The 20643-nt window shown below is 70.0% G+C and carries 16 protein-coding genes; 5 read left to right on the forward strand and 11 right to left on the reverse strand.

Annotated features, from left to right (window positions below):
* The first annotated feature begins 137 nt into the window (after positions 1 to 137).
* A complete protein-coding gene (gene asnB / locus O9280_RS03295) occupies positions 138 to 1829 on the forward strand; it encodes an asparagine synthase B (protein WP_298338680.1) in 1692 nt (563 codons plus the stop codon).
* On the opposite strand, the gene O9280_RS03300 is transcribed toward asnB, so the two are convergent.
* The gene (locus O9280_RS03300) at positions 1830 to 2822 is read right to left on the reverse strand and encodes an META domain-containing protein (RefSeq protein ID WP_298338683.1); all 993 of its coding nucleotides are present in this window, start codon (positions 2820 to 2822) and stop codon (positions 1830 to 1832) included.
* Between the two features lie 252 nt (positions 2823 to 3074).
* Between O9280_RS03300 and O9280_RS03305 the strand changes: the two genes are divergently transcribed.
* The gene (locus tag O9280_RS03305; protein ID WP_298338686.1) at positions 3075 to 3974 is read left to right on the forward strand and encodes a DUF808 domain-containing protein; all 900 of its coding nucleotides are present in this window, start codon (positions 3075 to 3077) and stop codon (positions 3972 to 3974) included.
* Here O9280_RS03305 and O9280_RS03310 read toward each other — a convergent pair.
* From O9280_RS03310 to O9280_RS03330, 5 genes are all read right to left on the reverse strand, one after another.
* Positions 3971 to 4543: a hypothetical protein gene (locus tag O9280_RS03310; protein WP_298338689.1), complete on the reverse strand. Its 573-nt coding sequence runs from the start codon at positions 4541 to 4543 to the stop codon at positions 3971 to 3973. The genes O9280_RS03305 and O9280_RS03310 overlap by 4 nt on opposite strands.
* A 111-nt stretch (positions 4544 to 4654) precedes the next feature.
* On the reverse strand, positions 4655 to 7036 hold the full coding sequence (locus tag O9280_RS03315) for a penicillin acylase family protein (RefSeq protein ID WP_298338692.1): 2382 nt from the start codon (positions 7034 to 7036) through the stop codon (positions 4655 to 4657).
* Positions 7037 to 7113: 77 nt separating this feature from the next.
* Entirely contained in the window at positions 7114 to 9363 is a 2250-nt protein-coding gene (gene parC, locus O9280_RS03320; RefSeq protein ID WP_298338695.1) for a DNA topoisomerase IV subunit A, read from the reverse strand.
* A gap of 85 nt (positions 9364 to 9448) precedes the next feature.
* A complete protein-coding gene (locus O9280_RS03325; RefSeq protein ID WP_298338698.1) occupies positions 9449 to 10009 on the reverse strand; it encodes a response regulator in 561 nt (186 codons plus the stop codon).
* The gene (locus O9280_RS03330) at positions 10006 to 11256 is read right to left on the reverse strand and encodes an ATP-binding protein (protein WP_298338701.1); all 1251 of its coding nucleotides are present in this window, start codon (positions 11254 to 11256) and stop codon (positions 10006 to 10008) included. The genes O9280_RS03325 and O9280_RS03330 overlap by 4 nt, the downstream gene beginning before the upstream one ends.
* A gap of 124 nt (positions 11257 to 11380) precedes the next feature.
* Between O9280_RS03330 and O9280_RS03335 the strand changes: the two genes are divergently transcribed.
* Both O9280_RS03335 and O9280_RS03340 read left to right on the forward strand, forming a co-directional pair.
* On the forward strand, positions 11381 to 12823 hold the full coding sequence (locus O9280_RS03335) for a PepSY domain-containing protein (RefSeq protein WP_298338704.1): 1443 nt from the start codon (positions 11381 to 11383) through the stop codon (positions 12821 to 12823).
* Positions 12824 to 12899: 76 nt separating this feature from the next.
* The gene (locus tag O9280_RS03340) at positions 12900 to 14936 is read left to right on the forward strand and encodes a TonB-dependent receptor (RefSeq protein ID WP_298338707.1); all 2037 of its coding nucleotides are present in this window, start codon (positions 12900 to 12902) and stop codon (positions 14934 to 14936) included.
* A gap of 1 nt (position 14937) precedes the next feature.
* Here O9280_RS03340 and O9280_RS03345 read toward each other — a convergent pair whose 3' ends face one another.
* On the reverse strand, positions 14938 to 15060 hold the full coding sequence (locus O9280_RS03345) for a hypothetical protein (protein ID WP_298338709.1): 123 nt from the start codon (positions 15058 to 15060) through the stop codon (positions 14938 to 14940).
* 5 nt (positions 15061 to 15065) lie between these two features.
* Complete coding sequence (trxC, locus tag O9280_RS03350) at positions 15066 to 15524, reverse strand: thioredoxin TrxC (RefSeq protein WP_298338711.1); 459 nt, start codon at positions 15522 to 15524, stop codon at positions 15066 to 15068.
* A 143-nt stretch (positions 15525 to 15667) separates the two neighbouring features.
* Between trxC and O9280_RS03355 the strand changes: the two genes are divergently transcribed.
* On the forward strand, positions 15668 to 16138 hold the full coding sequence (locus O9280_RS03355; protein ID WP_298338713.1) for a CopD family protein: 471 nt from the start codon (positions 15668 to 15670) through the stop codon (positions 16136 to 16138).
* Here the strand turns inward: O9280_RS03355 and O9280_RS03360 are convergent.
* The 3 genes from O9280_RS03360 to O9280_RS03370 are packed head-to-tail and all read right to left on the reverse strand — an operon-like array spanning position 16125 to position 20586.
* Complete coding sequence (locus O9280_RS03360; protein ID WP_298338714.1) at positions 16125 to 16991, reverse strand: bile acid:sodium symporter family protein; 867 nt, start codon at positions 16989 to 16991, stop codon at positions 16125 to 16127. The genes O9280_RS03355 and O9280_RS03360 overlap by 14 nt on opposite strands.
* 53 nt (positions 16992 to 17044) lie before the next feature.
* Positions 17045 to 19399, reverse strand: coding sequence for a GtrA family protein (locus O9280_RS03365; protein ID WP_298338716.1), 2355 nt, complete (start codon positions 19397 to 19399; stop codon positions 17045 to 17047).
* The gene (locus tag O9280_RS03370; protein WP_298338718.1) at positions 19396 to 20586 is read right to left on the reverse strand and encodes a glycosyltransferase family 2 protein; all 1191 of its coding nucleotides are present in this window, start codon (positions 20584 to 20586) and stop codon (positions 19396 to 19398) included. The genes O9280_RS03365 and O9280_RS03370 overlap by 4 nt, the downstream gene beginning before the upstream one ends.
* Positions 20587 to 20643 lie beyond the last annotated feature (57 nt).

Here is a 20643-nt window from a genome sequence, read left to right on the forward strand (position 1 = left end):
CGCCAATAACCGCAACGCCGAAAGGCGGCCGCGGCGTTAGGCGCGTTCAGCACATCGAACCCCGAACCCCGAAGGCCCGCCTGGCAACAGCGCGGGCCTTCTCCTTTTTGCGCTTTCGAAACCCCAAGGAGACACCCATGTGCGGCATCGTCGCGATCTTCGGGCTCAAGCCCGGCACCGAACTCGAACCCCTGCGCCGGCAGGCCGTGCAGGCCGCGGCGCGCATCCGTCATCGTGGGCCGGATTGGAGCGGTGTCTACGCCGATGCCGGCGCCGTGCTGGCGCATGAGCGCCTCTCCATCGTCGACATCCACGGCGGCGCGCAGCCGCTGCGTTCGACCGACGGCGCGCTGGCGCTGGCGGTGAACGGCGAGATCTACAACCATCGCGAGCTGGAAGCCGCGCTCACCGTGCCCTACACCTTCACCACGCAGAGCGACTGCGAGGTCATCAACGCCTTGTGGAAGGAAAGCGGGCCGGACTTCGTCGATCGGCTCAACGGCATCTTCGCGTTCGCGCTGTGGGACGCCGCACAGCAGCGTTATCTCATCGCCCGCGACCCGATGGGCGTGATCCCGCTGTACTTCGGCCACGACCGCGAGGGGCGGCTGTGGGTGGCCTCGGAGATGAAGGCCTTGGTCGGCATTTGCGACGACGTGGCGATCTTCCCGCCGGGGCATCTTCTGGACTCGGTGGAAGGGCAGATCCGCGCCTACCGCACGCGGGAATGGCGCGAGTTCGCCAAGGTCGACGGGCAGGCCATCGCGCCGGCCGCGTTGAAGGATGCGCTGATGCAGGCCGTGCGCCGCCAGCTGATGTGCGACGTGCCCTACGGCGTGCTGCTGTCGGGCGGCCTGGACTCCTCGGTGGTGGCCTGGTGCGCGGCGCAGTTCGCCAAGCAGCGCGTCGAGGACGACGGCAAGAGCGAGGCCTGGTGGCCGCGCCTGCACAGCTTCGCCGTGGGCCTCGAAGGCTCACCCGACCTCGCCGCAGCGCGCGTCGCGGCGGAGGCCCTGGGCACCGCGCACCACGAGTTCCACTTCACCTTCGAGGAGGGCTTGGATGCGCTCTCCGAGGTCATCCGCCACATCGAGACCTACGACGTCACCACCATCCGCGCCTCGACGCCGATGTTCCTGCTGGCGCGGCGCATCCGCTCGATGGGCATCAAGATGGTGCTGTCGGGCGAGGGCAGCGATGAGGTGTTCGGCGGGTATCTCTACTTCCACAAGGCGCCGGACGCGCGCGAGTTCCACGCCGAGACGGTGCGCAAGCTCGACGCCCTGCACCAGTTCGACTGCCTGCGCGCCAACAAGAGCATGGCGGCCTTCGGTATCGAGGCGCGCGTGCCTTTCCTCGACCTCGATTTCCTCGACACGGCGATGGCCATCGACCCCGAACAGAAGCGCGTGCGTGCACGCGCGGCCGGCGGGCGCCCGGTGGAGAAGTGGCTGCTGCGCACGGCCTTCGAGGGCTGCCTGCCCGAGAGCATCCTGTGGCGGCAGAAGGAGCAGTTCAGCGACGGCGTCGGCTATGGCTGGATCGACGGCCTGAAGGCGCACACGCAAGCGCAGGTCAGCGATGCCGAGTTCGCTGGCGCCGAGCGCCGCTTCCCGATCAACCCGCCGCAGACCAAGGAGGCCTACTTCTACCGCCGCATCTTCGAAACGCACTTCCCCGGCGGCGCAGCGGCGGCCACGGTGCCGGGCGGCAAGTCCATCGCCTGCTCTTCGCCGGCGGCGATCGCCTGGGACGCGGCCTTCGCGAAGGCGGCCGACCCGAGCGGCCGCGCCATCGCGGGCGTGCACGAGCAGGCCGTCGCGGGCTGATCAGTCCTGCGGCGCGGGCGATTCGGTGGCCTTCGCCACGATCACCGTCTCGTTGCCGGCCTTCAGCAGCAGATCGCCGTTGGCGTCGACGTCGAAGCCCGTGATGCGGCCCAGCGCGGCGAGGAAGTCGGATTCCTGCTTCGACGCCGTGTCGTCGAGGCAGGCCATCCGGGTGGCGGCGGCCATGCCGATCCTCAGGCCCTCGCCGCTGAGCACTGCCGACGAGGTCCAGCGATTGCAGCCCGCGAAGCCCGAGGCTTCACCGTCGGCGCTGAACTGCAGCGTCGGCGGACTGCCGCTCATCGCCGCACCGCCGATGCTCGTCACCGTCCACGCGTTCGGCGTCAGCACGTCGATGGGGTTGCCACCGCAGCCCCTGAATTCGCGACCGTCCACCTGGACGACGACGGTGTCCGGGTGCGGCATCCCCGTCATGCTGTCGCGGCACACGCTGGCATTGGCCGACAGCGCGAGCGCGCCGCCCTCCCGCGTCGCCGCGAGGGCGAAGCCGTCCGCGCGCGTCGTCCGGGTCAGGCCGGTGAACACGTCGGCGGCTACGTGGTCGGCCGTGCTCCAGCGCACTTCGGTCGCGTCGGCCTGCACCAGCCAGAACGGCTCATTGCCGCGCGCGGAATAGGTGCGGATCACCTCCGGCGCAGGCGCGGCGGTCGGGGTTTCGGCGGGGCTCATGGCCTCCGTTTCGGCCGCGGCGGGCGCTTCGATGAGCGAGCACTCCGGGTAATCGTTGCCGGCCACGTTGAGTGTCGCGGTGCCGCCCTTGTCCCAGAAGTCGATGAGCACGCCGTCGGCGCGCCAGCCCTGGAAGCGTGCACCCGAAGCGGCGGCCACCGGGCCCAGGCGAACGGATTCACCGTCGAACTGGAGGATCGCCCTGTGCTCGAGGTAGATCACCTCGATGGCGGTGCCGGCGCAGTCGTAGTCCTTGGGGACCCCGATGTCCTTCGCCGCTGGCGGGGGCGGGGCGGGCGTCACGGGGGCGGTGGGTGCAGCGGATGGCGGAGCCACTGCGGTCGCCTCGGGCGCGCCGGCTTGGCTGCAGGCGGTGAGAACAGGCAGGGCCAGCATTGCTGCGCCCACAAATGCGCAGCGGTGAATCAGGTGCGAAGCCATCGAACCACTCCATGGGACTGGGTGGAATCGTGCCACGGGCCGTGGAGAAATCCGCGTCGATGCCGCTGCGTGTGACAATCCTCTACTTCGCCCCCACGCCCCTGAGACGTCCCCATGGCCGGAAGCAGCCTGTTCGCCCTGATCGATGACATCGCCACCCTGCTGGACGACGTCTCGGTGATGACCAAGGTCGCCGCGAAGAAGACTGCCGGCGTGCTCGGCGACGACCTCGCGTTGAATGCGAACCAGGTGGCGGGCGTGAACGCCGACCGCGAGTTGCCGGTCGTCTGGGCGGTGGCCAAGGGCTCGACCATCAACAAGGTGATCCTGGTGCCCGCGGCCCTGGCCATCGCGGCGTTCGCGCCCTGGGCCATCCCGCCGCTGTTGATCATCGGCGGCGCGTTCCTGTGCTTCGAGGGCGTGGAGAAGCTCGCCCACCGCTGGCTGCATCCGGCGGAAGGCGCCGCCGAAGAAGCGGCACTGCGTGCGGCCGTGGCCGACGAGAGCGTCGACATGGTCGCGTTCGAGAAGGACAAGATCAAAGGCGCGATCCGCACCGACTTCATCCTGTCCGCCGAGATCATCGTCATCGCGCTCGGCACCGTGGCGACGCAGCCGCTGGTGAAGCAGTTCGGCGTGCTGGCCGGCATCTCGGTGCTGATGACCGTCGGCGTTTACGGCCTCGTGGCCGGCATCGTCAAGATCGATGACGTGGGCCTCTGGCTGCAGTCGAAGGCGAGCGCCGCGGCGAAGGCCGTCGGCGGCGCGATGCTGGTCGGGGCCCCGCTGCTGATGAAGTTCCTTTCGATCGCCGGCACCGCCGCGATGTTCCTCGTGGGCGGCAGCATCTTCGTGCACAACGTGCCGGTGGTGCATCACCTCGTGCAGGGCTGGGCGGCGATAACGGGCGCGGCGTCGGGCGTCGTCGCCGTGCTTCTGGAAGCGCTGATCGGCGTGCTGGTCGGCGCGCTGGTGCTGGCGGCCGTCGAGGGCTTCAAGAAGCTGAAGCGCTAGAACAGCTCGATGTCGTCGCCCTTGTTGTTCATCTTCTCCATGAACTCGCTGATGGCCTGTTCGACGGTCAGGCCGCGCACCAGCACGGCTTCGAACATCTCCACTTCTTCCGGCATCGAGTAGCGCGAGCGGATCTTGCCTTGCAGGGCGGCCCACGCGGCCGTCGACGACGCTTCGTCCTGGTCGCTGACGAGCTCGGCCAGCCAGGCGAGGCCGTGGTTGACGTGGGCAAGGCGCTGCGAAAGGCGGTCGTAGAACTGGAAGGCCACGATGGCCTGGTTGACCATGCCGGCGACGTTCATCGTCGCCATCATCAGCTCCATCTTCACCGGGCCGGTGGCCTCGGTGTCGGCCAGGCCGGAAATGCGCTCGTTGATGAGCTTGATGGTGTTCGCCATCGTGGTGAAGGTGCCGGTCAGCGCGTCCACGGAGGCGTTGCTGTCGGTCATCGCGGCTTCCACCTGCGCGACCGCCAGTTCCATCATCAGCACCGTTTCGCGCAGGTGATTCCAGTCCGGACCCGGGTTGTTCACCTGGGTGCCGCGAACCACGCCGTCATTACCAGCCATGAGACCCCCTCGATGCCCCGGTTCATCCCATAGTGGGGGAAACCGGAGTCCGCCCGCCAGCGGTTTCGAACCGGTTTGCCCAGTTTGAAGGTTGCGCCCCGCCGAGGGTCGTCACGGCGTGAGTTCGAGCCTCGCGGTGGCAGGGCCGGGCAGGAAGGGCGACGGGCGGCCCTGCGCCCAGTCCCCATGGCCAGCGCCCCAGTAGGGCGAGAGCGGATGGCCGGCCTGGCCCCCGGGCAACTGGAAGATCGCGTTCTCGCGATGCGCCGGCGAGACCACCATGCGCTGGCTGGCACCAAAGGCCGGGGCCTGGATCCGCGGCATCTGCACGTCTCCGGGCAGGGGGTCGGCCGGCATGCACAAGTGCGGGCGCAGCCATTCCGGGACGCCGCTGGTCAGCGGATGGCAGACGCGGCTTAGATTGGCCTCGCCCCAGGTCCTTGCGGTGAGCGGGCCCTCCCGGCCGCCGCGCACCTCGGTGGCCGCGGCGCCGGCCGCGTCGGCCAGCAGGGCCTCCCAGCTCTCGAAGCGCGGCGGCAGCAGGTGCGCCGGGCGCTGCTCGAGCAAGGGCCACAGCACGCCTTCGAGCTGCGGCAGGTCGGGCATCACGAACCGGTCGCCGAGCGCGGCCTTGGCCGGCCCGAGCAGGCCATCGCGCACGCGCGCCAGCACTTCGAGACGGAAGGCGCGGGTGAGCCGGTAGCCGCTGGAGTCGATCGAGGCGTGGCCATTCCAGTCCTCGGCGGCCTCGGCGATGTCGGCCCACTCGGCGGCCGACATCGGGCCCACGGCGTCGCGCAGCAGGCGGTTCCAGCGCTCGAGGAAGAGCGCGCGATCGTCCAGCTGCAGGGCGAGCAGGGCCGGTTCGTCGAGGGGCGCGCTTTCCATGAGGGTGTCCGCGATCTGCTTCTGTCGCGCACCCAAGGCATAGCCCGAATCACCGATCAGCGCGAGCAGTTCGCCATCGGTGATTCGCGCATTGGCCGACCACAGGCGGCCGGAGGGAGGATCGACCAGCTCCGGCTGCAGCGGCGCATCGGCCGGGTGCCAGCCGGCCCAATCGCAGCCCTGCAGGGGCAGCAGCGGGGCCTTCGGGTCGCAGCCGCCGACGCGCGCCGGGATGCGCCCGACCAGCCGCCACGCGATGCGGCCCTTGGCGTCGCCGAGCAGCATGTTCTGCGCCGGCACGCCGGCCTCCCGGGCCATCCGCAGCGCGGCGTCCAGGTCGGCCGCGTGGACGAGGTCGAGCAGGCCGAAATTGAGGCTGCCCGGCATCTGCGCGGTCCAGCGCAGGGCCAATGCACTGCCGTCCGCTTCGTCGTGTGCGATCGGCCCCCAGCGCGTTTCGCGGATCTCGATCGTCTCCGCAGCGCCGTTCGCGACATCGATGGTTTCGCGATGGATGACGATGTCGGCTTCGCCGTCCGGCGTGCGATAGCGCGTCTTCGCCGCATCGGTGAAATCGACGCGGAAGAAATCCAGCCAGTCGCCGTAGCTGTTGGTGAAGGCCCAGGCCACGCGCTGGCTACTGCCCGCGATGACGCCCGGCACGCCGGGCAAGGTGACGCCGATGACGTCCACCTGGCCGTCGGGAGCCTCCGGGTCGGCATAGCGCAGCCGGGCGCGGTACCACAGCGACGGCGCGCGCAGGCCCAGGTGCATGTCACCGGCCACGATGGCGCGACCGTCGGCGGTCGCGGACGCCCCTGCGGCGAAGTTGTTGCTGCCGGGCGCGGCCGGCTCGGCGGCGGCCGTGGGGACCTCGTCTGGGGCCTGGGGCAGCGTACGCAGGTCGAGCACCTCGGGTCCGGGCAGCACGGCATCGCCACGCGCGCTGCCGAACAGCGGCGCGTCCCAAGCCGTGCCGTCGCGCAGCAGCAGGTCGGCAAGCGGCGCTGGCAGCACGCCGCGGATGCGCCACAGCGCGAGCTCGCGCGAGTTCGCCTCATCTTGCAGGTCGAAGAACATCGCGTAGCCGGTGAGCGCGGAATCCACCTCGCTCCATGGCTTCGGCGACTGCTGCAGCAACAGGTAGGGCCAAGGGCGCACCGCCAGGGAATTCAGCCCGGCGTTCACGCCCTCTGTGTAGGCCTTCAAGGCCGCGGCGCGCGGGCCGGCGATGTCGGCGAGCGAGGCCTCGCTGCGGGCCCGCAGGCGGTGCAGTCGGTTGGTGCGGTCGACCTCCAGCGCACGGGCGCCGAACAGCGCGGAAAGCTCGCCGGCGGCGGCACGCCGCGTCAGGTCCATCTCGAAGAAGCGCTCCTGCCCGTGCACGAAACCCAGCGCGCGCGCCATGTCGAGCTCGTTCGCGGCTTCGATGTCGACCACGCCATTGGCGTCGCGCGTGACCGACACCGGCGCCGAGAGGCCGGGCAGGCTCAGTTCACCGTCGTAGGTCGGGACGCTGCCGCGCAGCACCAGCCATGCGGAGAGCGCGAGCAGCAATGCCAGCGTGAGCAGGGCCAGCAGGCCGCGGCGGATCCACTTCAGCATCGGCGTCGTCCTCGGGAAGAGGGCGACAGCCTAGCCGAGGCCGCGGCGGCGCGGAGGAGGCGCGCCGCCTCAGCGCCTCAGGCACTCTCGATGCGATCGACCTTCTGGAACCCGCGCGGCAGCATCTGCCCGCGGCTCGCGCGGGCGCCCTCGTAGGCCTGCAGGTCGCGCCAGCCCAAGGTGAGCTTGCGCGCGCCGCAGAACAGCGTGGCTTCGCCGCCCTGACGCACCACGGCGAGGGCCGTCACCACTTCCTCCCCGCTCTTGAGCTTGGCCGGCGGGATCTGGATCAGCTTGTTGCCCTTGCCCTTGTCGAGTTCCGGCAGTTCCTTCAACGGGAAGGCCAGCAGATGCCCGGCGGTCGTGACCGCCACGACCCAATCGGTGGCCGGATCGTTCACCGGCACCGGCGCCAGCACGGCGGCGCCGCTGTCCGGATTGAACAGCGCCTTGCCGGCCTTGTTGCGGCCGACCAGGTTCTCGAAGCGGGTGGTGAAGCCGTAGCCGAACGAGGAGGCCAGCAGGAAGCGCTGCTCGTTCTCGGCGGCCAGCGTGGCCACCATCTGCGCGCCGGCCGGCAGGGTGAAGCGGCCGGTGATGGGCTCGCCGTTGCCGCGCGCCGAGGGCAGCGTATGCGCCGACGTCGAGTAGGCCCGGCCGGTGGAGTCGAGGAAGGCGGCCTGCAGGTTGCTGCGGCCGCGGGCGAAGCTCTGCAGGGCGTCGCCCTCGCGATAGCTCAAGGAGGCGGGATCGACGTCGTGGCCCTTGGCGGCGCGGATCCAGCCCTTCTGCGAGAGCACCACCGTGACCGGCTCGCTCGGCACCAGCTCGGTCTCGTCGATGGCCTGCGCGGCGCTGCGCGCCACCAGTGGGCTGCGGCGGGCGTCGCCGAACTTCTTGGCGTCGGCGAGCAGCTCGTCCTTCAGCAGCTTCTTCAGCTTGGCGTTGCTCTCCAGCGTGCCGACGAGCTTCTCGCGCTCCTTGGCGAGCTCGTCCTGCTCACCGCGGATCTTCATTTCCTCGAGGCGCGCCAGCTGCTTCAACTTCGTTTCGAGGATGTACTCCGCCTGGTCCTCGGTCAGGCCGAAACGCGCGATAAGCACCGCCTTCGGCTCGTCCTCGGTGCGGATGATGCGGATGACCTCGTCGAGGTTCAGGAAGGCGATGAGCAGGCCTTCGAGCAGGTGCAGGCGGCGCTCGACCTTGTCGAGGCGGTGCTTCAGACGGCGCTTCAGCGTGTCGGTGCGGAACTGCAGCCATTCGCCGATGATCGAGCGCAGGCCGCGCACCTGCGGGCGTCCATCGAGGCCGATGATGTTGAGGTTGACGCGGAAGTTCTTCTCGAGATCCGTCGTCGCCATCAGGTGGCCCATCAGCGCGTCGATGTCGACGCGGTTGCTGCGCGGGACGAGCACGAGGCGCACCGGGTTCTGGTGGTCCGATTCGTCGCGGAGGTCCTCCAGCCACGGCAGCTTCTTCGCACGCAGCTGGGCGGCGATCTGCTCCATGATCTTCGACGGCGACACCTGGTAGGGCAGCGCCGTGATGACGATGTTCTGGCCTTCCTTGATGTACGTGGCGCGCGCGCGGACGCTGCCGTGGCCGGTCTCGTACATCGACAGCAGGTCGGCGGCCGGCGTGATGATCTCGGCGGCGGTCGGGTAGTCCGGGCCGCGGATGTGCTCGCAAAGATCGCGCGTGGTCGCGTCCGGGTCGTCGAGCAGGCGCACGCAGGCGCTGACGACTTCATTCAAGTTGTGCGGCGGCACGTCGGTGGCCATGCCCACCGCAATGCCCGTGGTGCCGTTGAGCAGCAGGTGCGGCAGGCGCGCCGGCAGCCACGTCGGTTCATCGAGCGTGCCGTCGAAGTTCGGCGACCACTCCACCGTGCCCTGGCCCAGCTCGCCGAGCAGCACTTCGGCGATCGGCGTCAGCTTCGATTCGGTGTAACGCATCGCCGCGAAGCTCTTCGGATCGTCCGGCGAGCCGAAGTTGCCCTGGCCTTCGATCAGCGGGTAGCGGTACGAGAAGGGCTGGGCCATCAGCACCAGCGCCTCGTAGCAGGCCGAATCGCCGTGCGGATGGAACTTGCCGATCACGTCGCCCACGGTGCGGGCCGACTTCTTCGGCTTGGCCCCGGCGTTGAGGCCCAGCTCGCTCATGGCGTAGATGATCCGGCGCTGCACCGGCTTCAGCCCGTCGCCGAGGAAGGGCAGGGCGCGGTCGAGCACCACGTACATCGAGTAGTCGAGGTAGGCGCGCTCGGCGTACTCGTGCAGCGGGATCTGTTCGAAACCGTGGAAGGCGGGACGGGCGGGATCGGTCATCGGGACGCGGCAAGCCGGTGGATCGGGGCCGCGAGTTTACCGGGTCGGGCGTCGCGGGCCTTGCGACACCCGACCCGGCGACCGGTCAATCGCCGGGTGCGCGCTCCGGCAGCGGCTTCTTGGCGAGCTTGCGCTGCAGGCTGCGGCGATGCAGGCCGAGTGCCCGTGCCGCGGACGAGACATTGCCGTCGTGTTCGGCCAGCACGCGCTGCAGGTGTTCCCATTCGAGGCGCTTGGGGTGCAGCGGGCCATCCGCGGGCGTTGGCAACTCGTCCTCGGTGGCGTCGCCGTCGTCCGGCCCGAACAGAGCGCGCATCACGTCGTCGGCGCTGACCGGCTTGGGCCGGTAGTCGGTCGCGCCGCGCTTGATCGCCTCGACGGCGGTGGCGATCGAGGCGTAGCCGGTCAGCAGGAGGATCGGCGCTTCGGGCTGGAGCAGGCGCAGGGGTTCGATCAGCGCGAGCCCGTTGTCGGCGCCCAGCTTCAGGTCGAGCACGATGCCGGAGAGCGGCTGGCGGGCGCGCTGCAGGGCCGAAGCGGCGTCCGCGGCGAGTTGGCAGGGTTGGCCCCGGCGCTCCAGGGCGCGTGCGAGGACGCCGGCGAACGCGGCGTCGTCGTCGATCAGGAGGACGGGGAGGGCGGTCATCGGCTTACACCGAGTGCGGGATCGAGCGCTCGCCAAGGCAGGTCCAGCCGGCTCAGGCTGCCCCCACCCTCCGCCGGATGCACATGCAGGGCGCCGCCGAGGTGCTCGATGGTCGCGTTCGCGATGGCGAGACCGATGCCCAAGCCGCCGGAGGACTGGTCGAAGGCGGGGCGCTCGGCGCGGCTGTCGAAGCCTGCACCGCGATCGTGGACGACGATCCGAAGCCCGCTGCCCGGCCCCGGCTCGGCGCGGAGTGCGAGCTGCGCGTCCCCGGCGGCGATGCCGGCATCCGCGGCGTTCTCCAGAAGGTGCCCGAGGCTGCCCCACAGCGCCAGCGAGGGCTGCACGGTGCGTGCGGCGACGGTCGGGTGCACGTGGACGCTGAGGCTGGCCTGAGGGCGCAGCAGCAGCAGGCGGTCCCTCAGGGTGTCGAGCATGGCCGCCACGGTCTGCGGCGGGGGGATCTCGCGGGTGGTGGCCGCGAGCCGGCGCACGGCATCGCGGGCGAAAGCGAGCTGCTGGGCCATGAGCGCAAGGTCCTCGCGCGACGGTCCGTGGTCCGGATCGGCACGCCACTCGTCGACGAGCAGGGCGGCGGTGTTGAGCGGCGTGTTGATGTCGTGCGCCGCCGAAGCGGACTGCAGCGCGAGGGCATGCAGGCCTTCGTCACGCAAGCGGCGTTCACGCGCGTCGCGCAGAGCCTCGTCGCGGGCCTTGAGCCGGCGGGCCAACGCGAGGCCGAACACGCAGAACAGCAGCAGGCCCAAGGCGAAGTTCGCGGCCATGCCCGTGAGATGCAGGTCGAACAGCACGGCCCCGTGCTGGTGGGCCAGCGGCGGTGCGAAACGGGCCAACAGCGCGTAACCGAGCACCGCCGCAGCAGTGATGGCGAGCACTCGCGGGGGGGGCAGCGCCGTCGCCGTCAGCGCCACCGGCACGAGGTAGAGCTGGATGAACGGATTCATCACCCCGCCCGAGAAAAACAGTGCCCACGTGAGGGCCGCCAGATCGACGGTCAGGCCGATCATCAGGCGCGCTTCGCTGGCCGGCTGGCGTTGGCGCCACAGGCCGATCAGGGCGTTCGCCGCGCCGAGCGCGCAGGCGCCCAACAGCAGGGGTGGCCACGGCAGCTCGAGGCGCAGCGCCCATTGCGCGACGGCGAAGGCGCTGAACTGGCCGGCCACGGCGAACCAGCGCAAGGCATAGAGCGTGGCGTCGAGGCTTTCGTGGCGAGCATCCGCGGACATGGCGGATAAGGGTACCCGCGCGATCCGCGCGCGGCACGCGGCCGGGGTGCGACCTTGTGTCGCATTCCCGAAGCCGCCACAGGCCCGGAGACTGCGCGGCCTCTCCGAGACGCCCTCGCCCGCCGTGCCTGCCCGCTTCGCCACCCTGCCGTTCGCCTCTCGACTGCACCGCGCCTTGGCTTGGGTGGCGCTCGTCGTCCTCGTCGCCTGGACGCTGTCCGGCTTCCTCCATCCCTTGATGGGCTTGTTGGCCCCCATGCCCGTGCAGCGGTCGTTGCCGAGCACGGCACTCGCGCCCGACGGCCTGGTGGGCGGCCTTCCCGCGGTGCTTCGCGAGAGCGACGGCGCGGCCGTGGTGCGCACGGTGCCGGGACCGGGCGGCACGCTCTGGCAGCGAACCGGGCCCGATGGCGAGCGCCGCTACCACCGCATGGACGGCAGCCCGTGGCCCGGCAGCGACCGCGACTACGCGCGGTGGTTGGCTGCCACCTACCTCGGCGAGGAACGCGCGATCCGCTCGATCGAGCACGTCGACCGCTTCAGCGCCGACTACCCGTGGGTGAACCGCCTGCTGCCGGTCTGGGCCGTGAGCTTCGAGGGCGACGACGGGTTGATTGCCTACGTGCACACCGAGACCGGCGTGCTGGCGTCGCTCTCCGACGCGCGCCGCCGCTGGATGCAGGCCGGGTTCCGGCAGGTGCACACCCTGGCCTTCCTCGGCGCGCTCGATCCGCTGCGCCGCACGATGGTGGCCGCCGCGATGACGGTCCTTCTTGCGTTGGGCCTCGCTGGTCTCGTGCTGTGGTGGCGCCGTCCCGGCTCCCCCAAAGCGCCGTCGGCGCGACGCTGGCACCGTCGGCTCGCGCTGTGGGCCGGCCTGCCCCTGCTTGGGATGGCCGCTAGCGGCCTGATCCACACGCTTTGGAAGGCCGGCGACGCGCCCGATCGCGGTCTGTCGCTTCCCGCGGCGCTGGTCCTGCCGCCGATCGGCATCGACGCGACGCTTGTCACGCCGGCCTTGGTGCCTTCGGAAGGCGGCCGCGCCTGGTCGCAAGCCAGCGTGGCGACGCTGCCCGATGGCCGCGCCGTCCTCGTGCTGCGCGAGCCGCTGGCGCCCGGCTGGGGCGTGCCGGTGCCGGAGGCGCGGGTCGTTGATCTGGCCAGCGGCACCAACGTGGCGGAGGGTGAGCGCGCGTTGGCCTCTGCCGCGTCGGCCCGCCATGGCGTGGCAGGCGAAACGCTGCGCCGTGTCACGCGCTTCGGCCCCGAGTACGACTTCCGCAACCGCCGGCTCCCGGCGTGGATCGCCACCACCGCCGACGGCCGCCGCATCGCCTTCGACCCGGACACCGCGCAGCGCCTCGATGCGATGAGCGTCACGGCGGTCGCCGAAGCCTGGGTCTTCTCCATCGTCCACAAGTGGCAGCCGCTGGCCGGGCTGCTCGGTTCGCCCGGGCGCCGCGACGCGCTGCAGGTCGCCGTGCTGGCGCTGGGCCTCGTGCTCGCCGGCTTCGGCATCGCGCTGCGACGGCGTCGCCGCGTCACCCCGTCTTCCGTTTCCCCTTGAAAGGCCTGTCCATGCTCCTTCTCCGTCGCCATCTTCCGCGTTCGCGCTCAGCGCGGCCCTTGTCGCGCTGCCCGCCGTGGCCGCCGAGACGCCGAACGATCCGACCGTGCTCGACCGGGTCGAGGTGGAAGGCCAGAACCTCACGCCGCTGGCGCCGCTGTCGATGGAGGGCGCGAAGAAGCGCCTCGCTGAGCGCGCTGGCGCCACCACGCTGGTCGATGCCGAAACCCTCCGCCAAGGCCGCGTCAGCACGCTCTCGGACGCGCTGGGCTTCGCTACCGGCGTGTTCGTGCAGCCGCGTTTCGGTTCGGAGGAATCGCGCATTGCGATCCGCGGTTCCGGCGTGCAGCGCACCTTCCACGGCCGCGGCCTCGTGGTGCTGCAGGACGGCATTCCGATCAACCTCGCCGACGGCGGTTTCGACATGCAGTCGATCGACGCGCTCTCGGCGCGCTACATCGAAGTGTGGCGCGGCCCGAACGCGCTGGAGTACGGCGCGGCTTCGCTGGGCGGCGCCATCAACCACGTCTCGCCGACGGGCTACGACATCGACGGCGCGCGTTTGCGCGCCGAGGCCGGGAGCTTCGGCTACGGGCGCTGGCAGGCGCAGTGGGGCGGCCATTCGGGCGCGCATGATGCCGTCGTGTCGCTGGGTGGCTTCGCGCAGGATGGCTATCGCGCCAACGCCCGCCAGGAAAACCACCGCTTTGGCGCGAACTGGGGCTACCGCTTCAGCGACACGCTGGACGCCCGCGTGTACCTCACGCACGTCGACACCCGCTCGGCGCTGCCCGGCTCGCTGACGCGCGCGCAGTTCCTCGCCAATCCGCAGCAGGCCGCCGTCGGCAGCGTGCTGCTGGACCAGCGCCGCGACTTCGAGCTCACCCGCGCTTCGCTGCGCGTGGCCTATCGCCCGCAAGCCGGTCGCGAGCTGCTGGTCTCGGCCTTCGCCAGCGACAAGTTCCTCGACCACCCGATTTTCCAGGTGCTGCAGCAGGACAGCCTCGACCGCGGCATCGACGTGCGCGTGCGCGAGGAAGGCGAGATCAACGGCCGCCGCAACGTGTTCGTGGCTGGGTTTGGACACGTGCGCGGCGACACCCGCGACGATCGCTGGGTGAACCGCGGCCGTGCGAACCCGGCCGACCATCGCGGCGCTCGCACCGACCAGAGCGACCAGTTCGCCACCAGCACCACGGTGTTCTTCGAGAACCAGCACTGGCTGGGCCAGCGCTGGGTGGCCGTGGTCGGGGCGCAGGGGCTGTCGGCCCAGCGCCGTTTCGAGGATCGCGTGCCGGTACCGGTCAACGCCAGCTTCGACCGCCGCTATGACGCGTTCAGTCCCAAGCTCGGCCTGCGCTTCGAGGCCGCCGAGGGCGTGCAGTGGTTCGCCAACCTGAGCCGTAGCGCCGAGCCGCCGAGCTTCGGTGAGCTGGCCGGTGGCCCGAACGTCACGCTTGTCGACCTGCAGCGCGCCGACAGCGGAGAAGTGGGCCTGCGCTACTCGCGCGACGGCCTTGACCTCGATGCGGTTGTGTACCGAGCGAACGTCGAGAACGAGCTGCTGGCGCTCACCGATGGCAACGGCAATCCGCTGGGCACGCGCAATGCCGATCGCACGATCCATCAGGGCCTGGAGTTCTCCGCCCGTTGGGCGTTCGCGCCGGAGTGGCAGGCCGGCCTCAACGCGCTGGTCAACGATTTCCGCTTCGATGGCGACGCCGCGTTCGGCGACAACGAGCTCGCCGGCCTGCCGCGCGAGTGGCTGCGCGCTGAGCTCGCATGGGCGCCGTCCGACGCGATCCGCATCGCGCCGAACCTCGAGTGGGTGCCGAACGACTACTTCATCGACCATGCCAACACCTTCACCGCGCCGGGCTATGCGATCTGGAGCCTGAAGGTCTCGGGCGATCTTGGCGAGAACCTGTCGTGGTTCGTGGACGGCCGCAACCTCGGCGACCGCGCCTACGTCGCCACCACCGGCGTCGTCGCCGACACCCGCGCGCCGTTCAATCCGGCGAACCCGACGGCGGCACGTCTGCCGCGCGACGGGGCCTACTACCTGCCGGGCGACGGTCGTTCGGTGTACGTCGGCCTCGAGTGGCGCCTCTGAGTCAGCGCAGCATCCACCACGCCAGCGTGGCCAAGGCCACGCCCTTGAGCGTCACGGCGAGCAGGGCGATGGCCGTGGCCTTTCGGTCGCGACGCCCGTGGGACGGCGTGGGCTGCTCGGGCATGGCCGTCAGGCGAGTCCGTAGCTGGTCGCAATCCACTGCATGAAGGCCGGCAGCGGCATCGCGCCGCTGGTCCGGGCCACCTCGTGGCCCCCGTCTCGGCTGCCCTGCCACGCGATCAGTGTCGGCAGGCTCTGGATGCGGAATTGCGAGGCCAGCTGCGGCTCGGCCTCGGTGTCGAGCTTCACGAAGCGGAACTGCGGCTCCAGACGCTGGCAGGCGGCCGCGAACACCGGCGCGAAGCTGCGGCAGGGGCCGCACCACGCCGCCCACGCGTCGATGATCACCGGCTGCTCGGATTTCAGCAGCAGGGCCTCGGCGTTCTTCGCCGTCAGCGCCAGTGGCATGCCGGTGAACAGGCCATGGCCGCAGCGACCGCACTTCGGGTCGTCGCCCAGGCGCGCATCGGGCACGCGATTGATCGACAGGCAGTGCGGGCAGGCGAGCTGGGTGGTATCGGTGTCCATGGCGCGCAGGGTAGCGCCCCGCGGGCGATGCGGCATGGTGCAGGGCCGCATCGGCGGTGGCGTCACGACGACGTCATGGCGACACCGCGCCGAGGCCGGCGTGGCATCCTTCACGGCCTTCCCACCTTGGAACCCATCGCGCGATGGAGCTCTACGCCGGCAACACCTACCTGTGGACCAAGCTGCTGCACACGCTGTTCGTCATCGCGTGGATGGCCACCGTCCTCTACTTGCCGCGGATCCTCGTGAACATCGCGGAGGCGGCGTCCGAGCCCGCCGTCGTCGCGCGGCTGGTGTTGATGGGCAGGCGGTTGTTCTTGTTCGGCCTCGTAATGATGGCTCTCGTGTTCTTCTTCGGTTTCCTGCTGTGGTTCGGCCGCGTCATCGACGATTCGCTCTGGCCACACATCACCGCCGGCCGCGGTTGGATGCACCTGAAGTTCCTGCTGGTCCTCGCAGTAGTGGCCCACTTCATCGCGTCCAGCATCATGCTTTTGGCCGTCTCCAAGAGTTGGTGGACACCAAAATCAGCCACTGTGCTGCGGCTGTTCAACGAGATTCCCGTTGTGCTGCTGCTCGGCATCCTCGTGCTGGTCTTCATCAAGCCGATCTGAGCGCCCGTTTCAGCACCCACCACGCGAACAGCCCGCCGGTGAGGTACATCAGCAGCGAGTAGAGCGCCGGCACCACCGCGGCGCCGGGCATCGACAGCACGTGCAGGGCGACGAAGATCGCCAGCGTGCCGTTGTGGATGCCGATCTCGAAGGCGATGGCGGTGGCCTGCGGCACGCCGAGGCGCGCGGCCCGGCCCGCGGCGTAGCCGGAGAGCAGGCTCACGAGGTTGAACAGCAGGGCGGCCAGGCCGACCACGGCCGCGTACTTCGCCAGCGTCTCCCATTCGAAGAACACCGCGGCGCCGATCAACACCACGAGGATCAGCGTCGAGGCCAGGCGGATGGGTTTGTCGAGTTTCTCGGCAATCACCGGACGCCACGCGCGAAGGCTCATGCCGATCACCACCGGCAGGATCACTAGTACGCCGACTTCGATGATCTTGCGCGTCGGCGGCGGCACGGCCTGTTCGCTGGCCATCAGCCAGGCGAGCCCCAGCGTTACCCAGACGGGCAGGGTCACGAGAGCGAGCACGCTGTTGATGGCGGTGAGCGTGATGTTCAACGCCACGTCGCCGCGCGCGAGATGGGAGAACAGGTTCGCCGTCACGCCGCCGGGCGAAGCCGCCAGCAGCACGAGGCCGAGGCCGAGTTCCGGCGGCAGCCCGAAGCCGATCGCCAACCCGAAGGCCACCGGCGGCAGCAGCACCGTCTGCACCGCCAGCGCGACGACCACCGCCTTCGGCGCCGTGGCCACGCGTTTGAAATCGGCCAGCGTCAGGTGCAGGCCGAGGCCGATCATCACGATGCCCAGCGCGATCGGAAGGAAGAGGCTGAAGATGGGGTTGTCGGCCATTGGCGGATCCTCTCGGGAGCGGAGGTGTGGGTGCGCTTGCGGTGATGTCGCCCCTAGGCCGCTGGGACGGGCGGGGCCGAAGCCCGGAGGCCGAGCAGAGCGCCGAACGAGGCGAACGCGGCCACGATCAGCAAGGGAAACGCGGGTTGGAGGTAGTGGATCTTGGCCGCCGGGAACGACGACAGGTCAACAAGCATGAGCAGCCCGATGCGGCACGCGAGCATGCACCACGTGGTGATGGCGACGACGTGCAGCGCATCGAGCCGCTTCCGCCGCCAGCCTGTCAGGCTGGCGGCTGCGAAGGCAAACAACCCGGTCGCTGTCAGTAGTGGGAGGGCCATGGCGTAAAGGGCGTCCACGGCCTGTCGTGCGCGCAACGGAGCGGGCAGGTTGGAGGCGGCTTCCTCGGATCCGCTTCGCGCGGCGTCGATGAAAAGCTGCGATTCGCCGAGGCCGAAAGGCATGCCGACTTGGTCGATGCTGGCGAGGGGCACGGTGGCTTGGCCGGCGGCGAACACGATCGCGCAGTCGTCGTCGCCGGGAAAGGTCACCTCGAAGCGGCTCATGGCAGCGCCAGGATCGTTGAAATGCTCGGCCACGTCTGGGCTCGGACGGCGTTCAAACGGCAGGGCGCCGTTTCCAGCCTCGCATCGTCCCTCGGGCCAATCGCCCTCCGGCCCACGGAACCAGCCGCTGACCCGCACGCCGGTGACGGGCGGCGGCCCGGCCATGCTCGGTTCGCCGACGAAGCGCCACATCCTGGTGATCCCGGGGTGGTCGGCATGGCTGGCCACCGGCAGCGGCCTCGCGTCCTGCCAGAGCAGCAGGCGCGCGAATCCGGCCCCACTCTTGCCGGCGTCCTGCCATTGGAACTGGTCGAGGCCAGGCAGCAGGGGTACGGTCACGGGGACGCAGCGGAGACGCCCGGCGTCGCAGGCCGCCGAAACCTCAGTCGCCACTTGCGCGAAGAAGGCCTCGGAGGACGACGCGCTGGCATAGGTGCCGGCGGACGCCGCTGCATCACGCAAGGCCCACAGGAACCAGCCTCCGGCGTAATCGCCGCAGGTCACGGGCAACACCGCGCAGCCTGGGCGTGTCCAGCCTTTGGCGGCGTCTTCCAGGGCGGGCGCCAGTCGCGCGAACGCCGGGCTTTGCTGGTAAACGACCTGGCGCACTTTCGCCGGCACCGGCACGTAAGGCACGGTCTCGCCCACCCGCACCCGCTGCAGCGCGGACAGTGCCGCGGCGAACGCGCTGCGATGCATGTCGGTCAAGGCGGACATGCCGTAGTGCAGCTGGTTTGCCGCCATCACGACCCCCGGTAGAACGCCAGCGGCCGCGGCCATGCAAGCTGCACCAAGGGCCAGACGGCGAGTGGTCGCGCCCCCGTGACGCACGCCGGTGAGCCCCGTGCAAAGCAGGATTGCGAGGCCGGGAAGGAGCCAGACGCTGTCCTCCCGCGTGCACCAGAACCATCCGGCCACCAGCCCTGCGGCGGCCATCCACCCCAGTCCGCGCCGGCCGTCGCGCAGCGACGCGGCGGCGTGCATGACGCAGGCGAGTATCAGCAGGACCTGCGCCGCCGTGATGTTGTCCCGGAGCACGCGTCCCCAGGCGAAGGCCGCCGGCTGCCACTGCAGTGCGATCGTCAGCGCGAGCGCGAGCCAGAGGCGCCCGCCCAGACGGTGGACGGCCCAACCCAGCAGCAGCGTCGCCGAGGCGTAGAGCAGGGCCTGGGCCCAGGTCAGCGGGAGGCCGAAGGTGTGGGCGAGTGCGAGGAACAGCGGATAGCCCGCGCCCTTCATCAGGGTCAACGGGTCGTAGGCTCCGAGCCAGGCGCCACCGACGATCGATTCCGCACGCTGCCAGAACCAGGCGTCGTCATGCCCGGCGCCGGCGAGCATCGAGACCGGGAGCCCGGCGATCGCGACGACGGAGGCGATGGTCGACGCGGCCGCGAGACCGAGGGCCAGGTACCGCGGTCTGGTCGAGATGCGGGCCGCATCGTCCTTGTCATCCGCCGACCGGAATACGAGGCGCGACATCACCAAGTAGGACAGGACAACGATCGTCGCGCCGGAAGCGAGGATGTTGACCTCGTCTGCGAGCCCGAGGCCACGCCCGAAGCGAACCATCAGCGCAATGCAGGCGGCATTCAGCAACTGCAGCCCGCAGTAGGCCGCGAAGGATCGATAGAGCCCCCCCCGATGCCGGAACGCGAAGTTCCGTTGCATCAGGAAAACGATGGGCATCGCCGAGAGCACGCCGAGGAAGGCGGCGACTTCCGGCGGGGCGCCGGCGAAGTGGACCAGCAGTTGCGAAAAGAGGTTGTAGAGCAGGAAGCCGCAGCCCCCGGCGACGAGGAAGGCGAGCTTGCGGCGGGTGGGCTCCGCGAGGCGAACGGTCATTTCCTCGCAACGGGCAGGCGCAGCGCTTCGAGGAAGAAGCCGGAAAGGGCCAACTCCCCGCCGACGGCCATCAAGGTGACCGAAGGAATCACCCAGCGCATCACTTGCGACGGGTCCAATGCCCCGAAGTCCTGCGATACCCATAGGCCGACGGCACGCAGTGACATCGCAATACCGAGCGCGAACAACAAGCAGGCCGCCACGAGGCAACGTTCCAGGGTCAAGGCGTCCAGGAGGCCGCGGACCCTCGCGGTCTCGGGCAGCCATCCGTTGCGGATCCCCAGGAGGCGCGCCAGCGCGGCGAAAAGCACCATCTGCACACCGAGGACGACGGCCGCGCCCGCGTACGAGAGCGTGTGCACATCGAGGCTGATGCCACCCAGCGTCGGCCGCGTCGTCGCGATCACGGCCATCCCCGATACCCCGGTGGCGACGAGGAGGCTGCCGGGCAGCAGGAACAGCCAGCGTGGGCTGTGGAGCAGCAGAAAACGCAGGTGTCGCCAGCCATCCCGCCAGGTGCGCAGATGCGGCGGCCGCGAGCGCCCATCGGGGCTCAGCTTCGTGGGAACCTCGACGATGCGATAACGCGCAAGCGACGACTTCACCACCATCTCGCTTGCGAACTCCATGCCGGGCGTCGTCAGGTCGAGGGCGAGCATGCGCTCACGGGAGAATCCGCGGAGGCCGCAGTGGAAATCCCTCACCGGCACGCCGAAGAACAGCCTCCCCAGCAGGCTGAGGACCGGATTGCCAAGGAATCGATGGAGGAAGGGCATGGCTCCTTTCGCGATCCCGCCGCGAAAGCGGTTCCCCATCACGAGATCGGCGCCGCCGCGCAGCGCCGCGACGAACGGGTGCAGGTTCAGGAAGTCATAGGAATCGTCTGCATCCCCCATGATCACGAAGCGGCCGCGCGCGGCATGGATGCCTCCGGACAAGGCGGCGCCGTAGCCGTTTTGCGGCACGTCGACCACCTGCGCACCTTCCGCCCGTGCGATGTCTTGCGACCCGTCGGTGCTTCCGTTATCGGCGATCAGCACCTCCCCGTCGACCCCCGACGCCGCGAGGAATCGCTTCGCCTTGCGGATGCAGGTCGCCAAGGTCTCGGCCTCGTTCAAGCAGGGCATCAGGATGGTGAGTTCCACCGCATTCCCTGCGGGTGGCTGCAGCGTCGAGTTCGAATCCATGGGCCGAATGCTAACAGCCCCCGTACCACGGGCCGCGGCGCGTGCAACCCCGTAGCC

This window comes from Silanimonas sp. (assembly GCF_027531545.1).
In the GTDB taxonomy this organism is placed as follows: Bacteria; Pseudomonadota; Gammaproteobacteria; order Xanthomonadales; family Xanthomonadaceae; genus Silanimonas.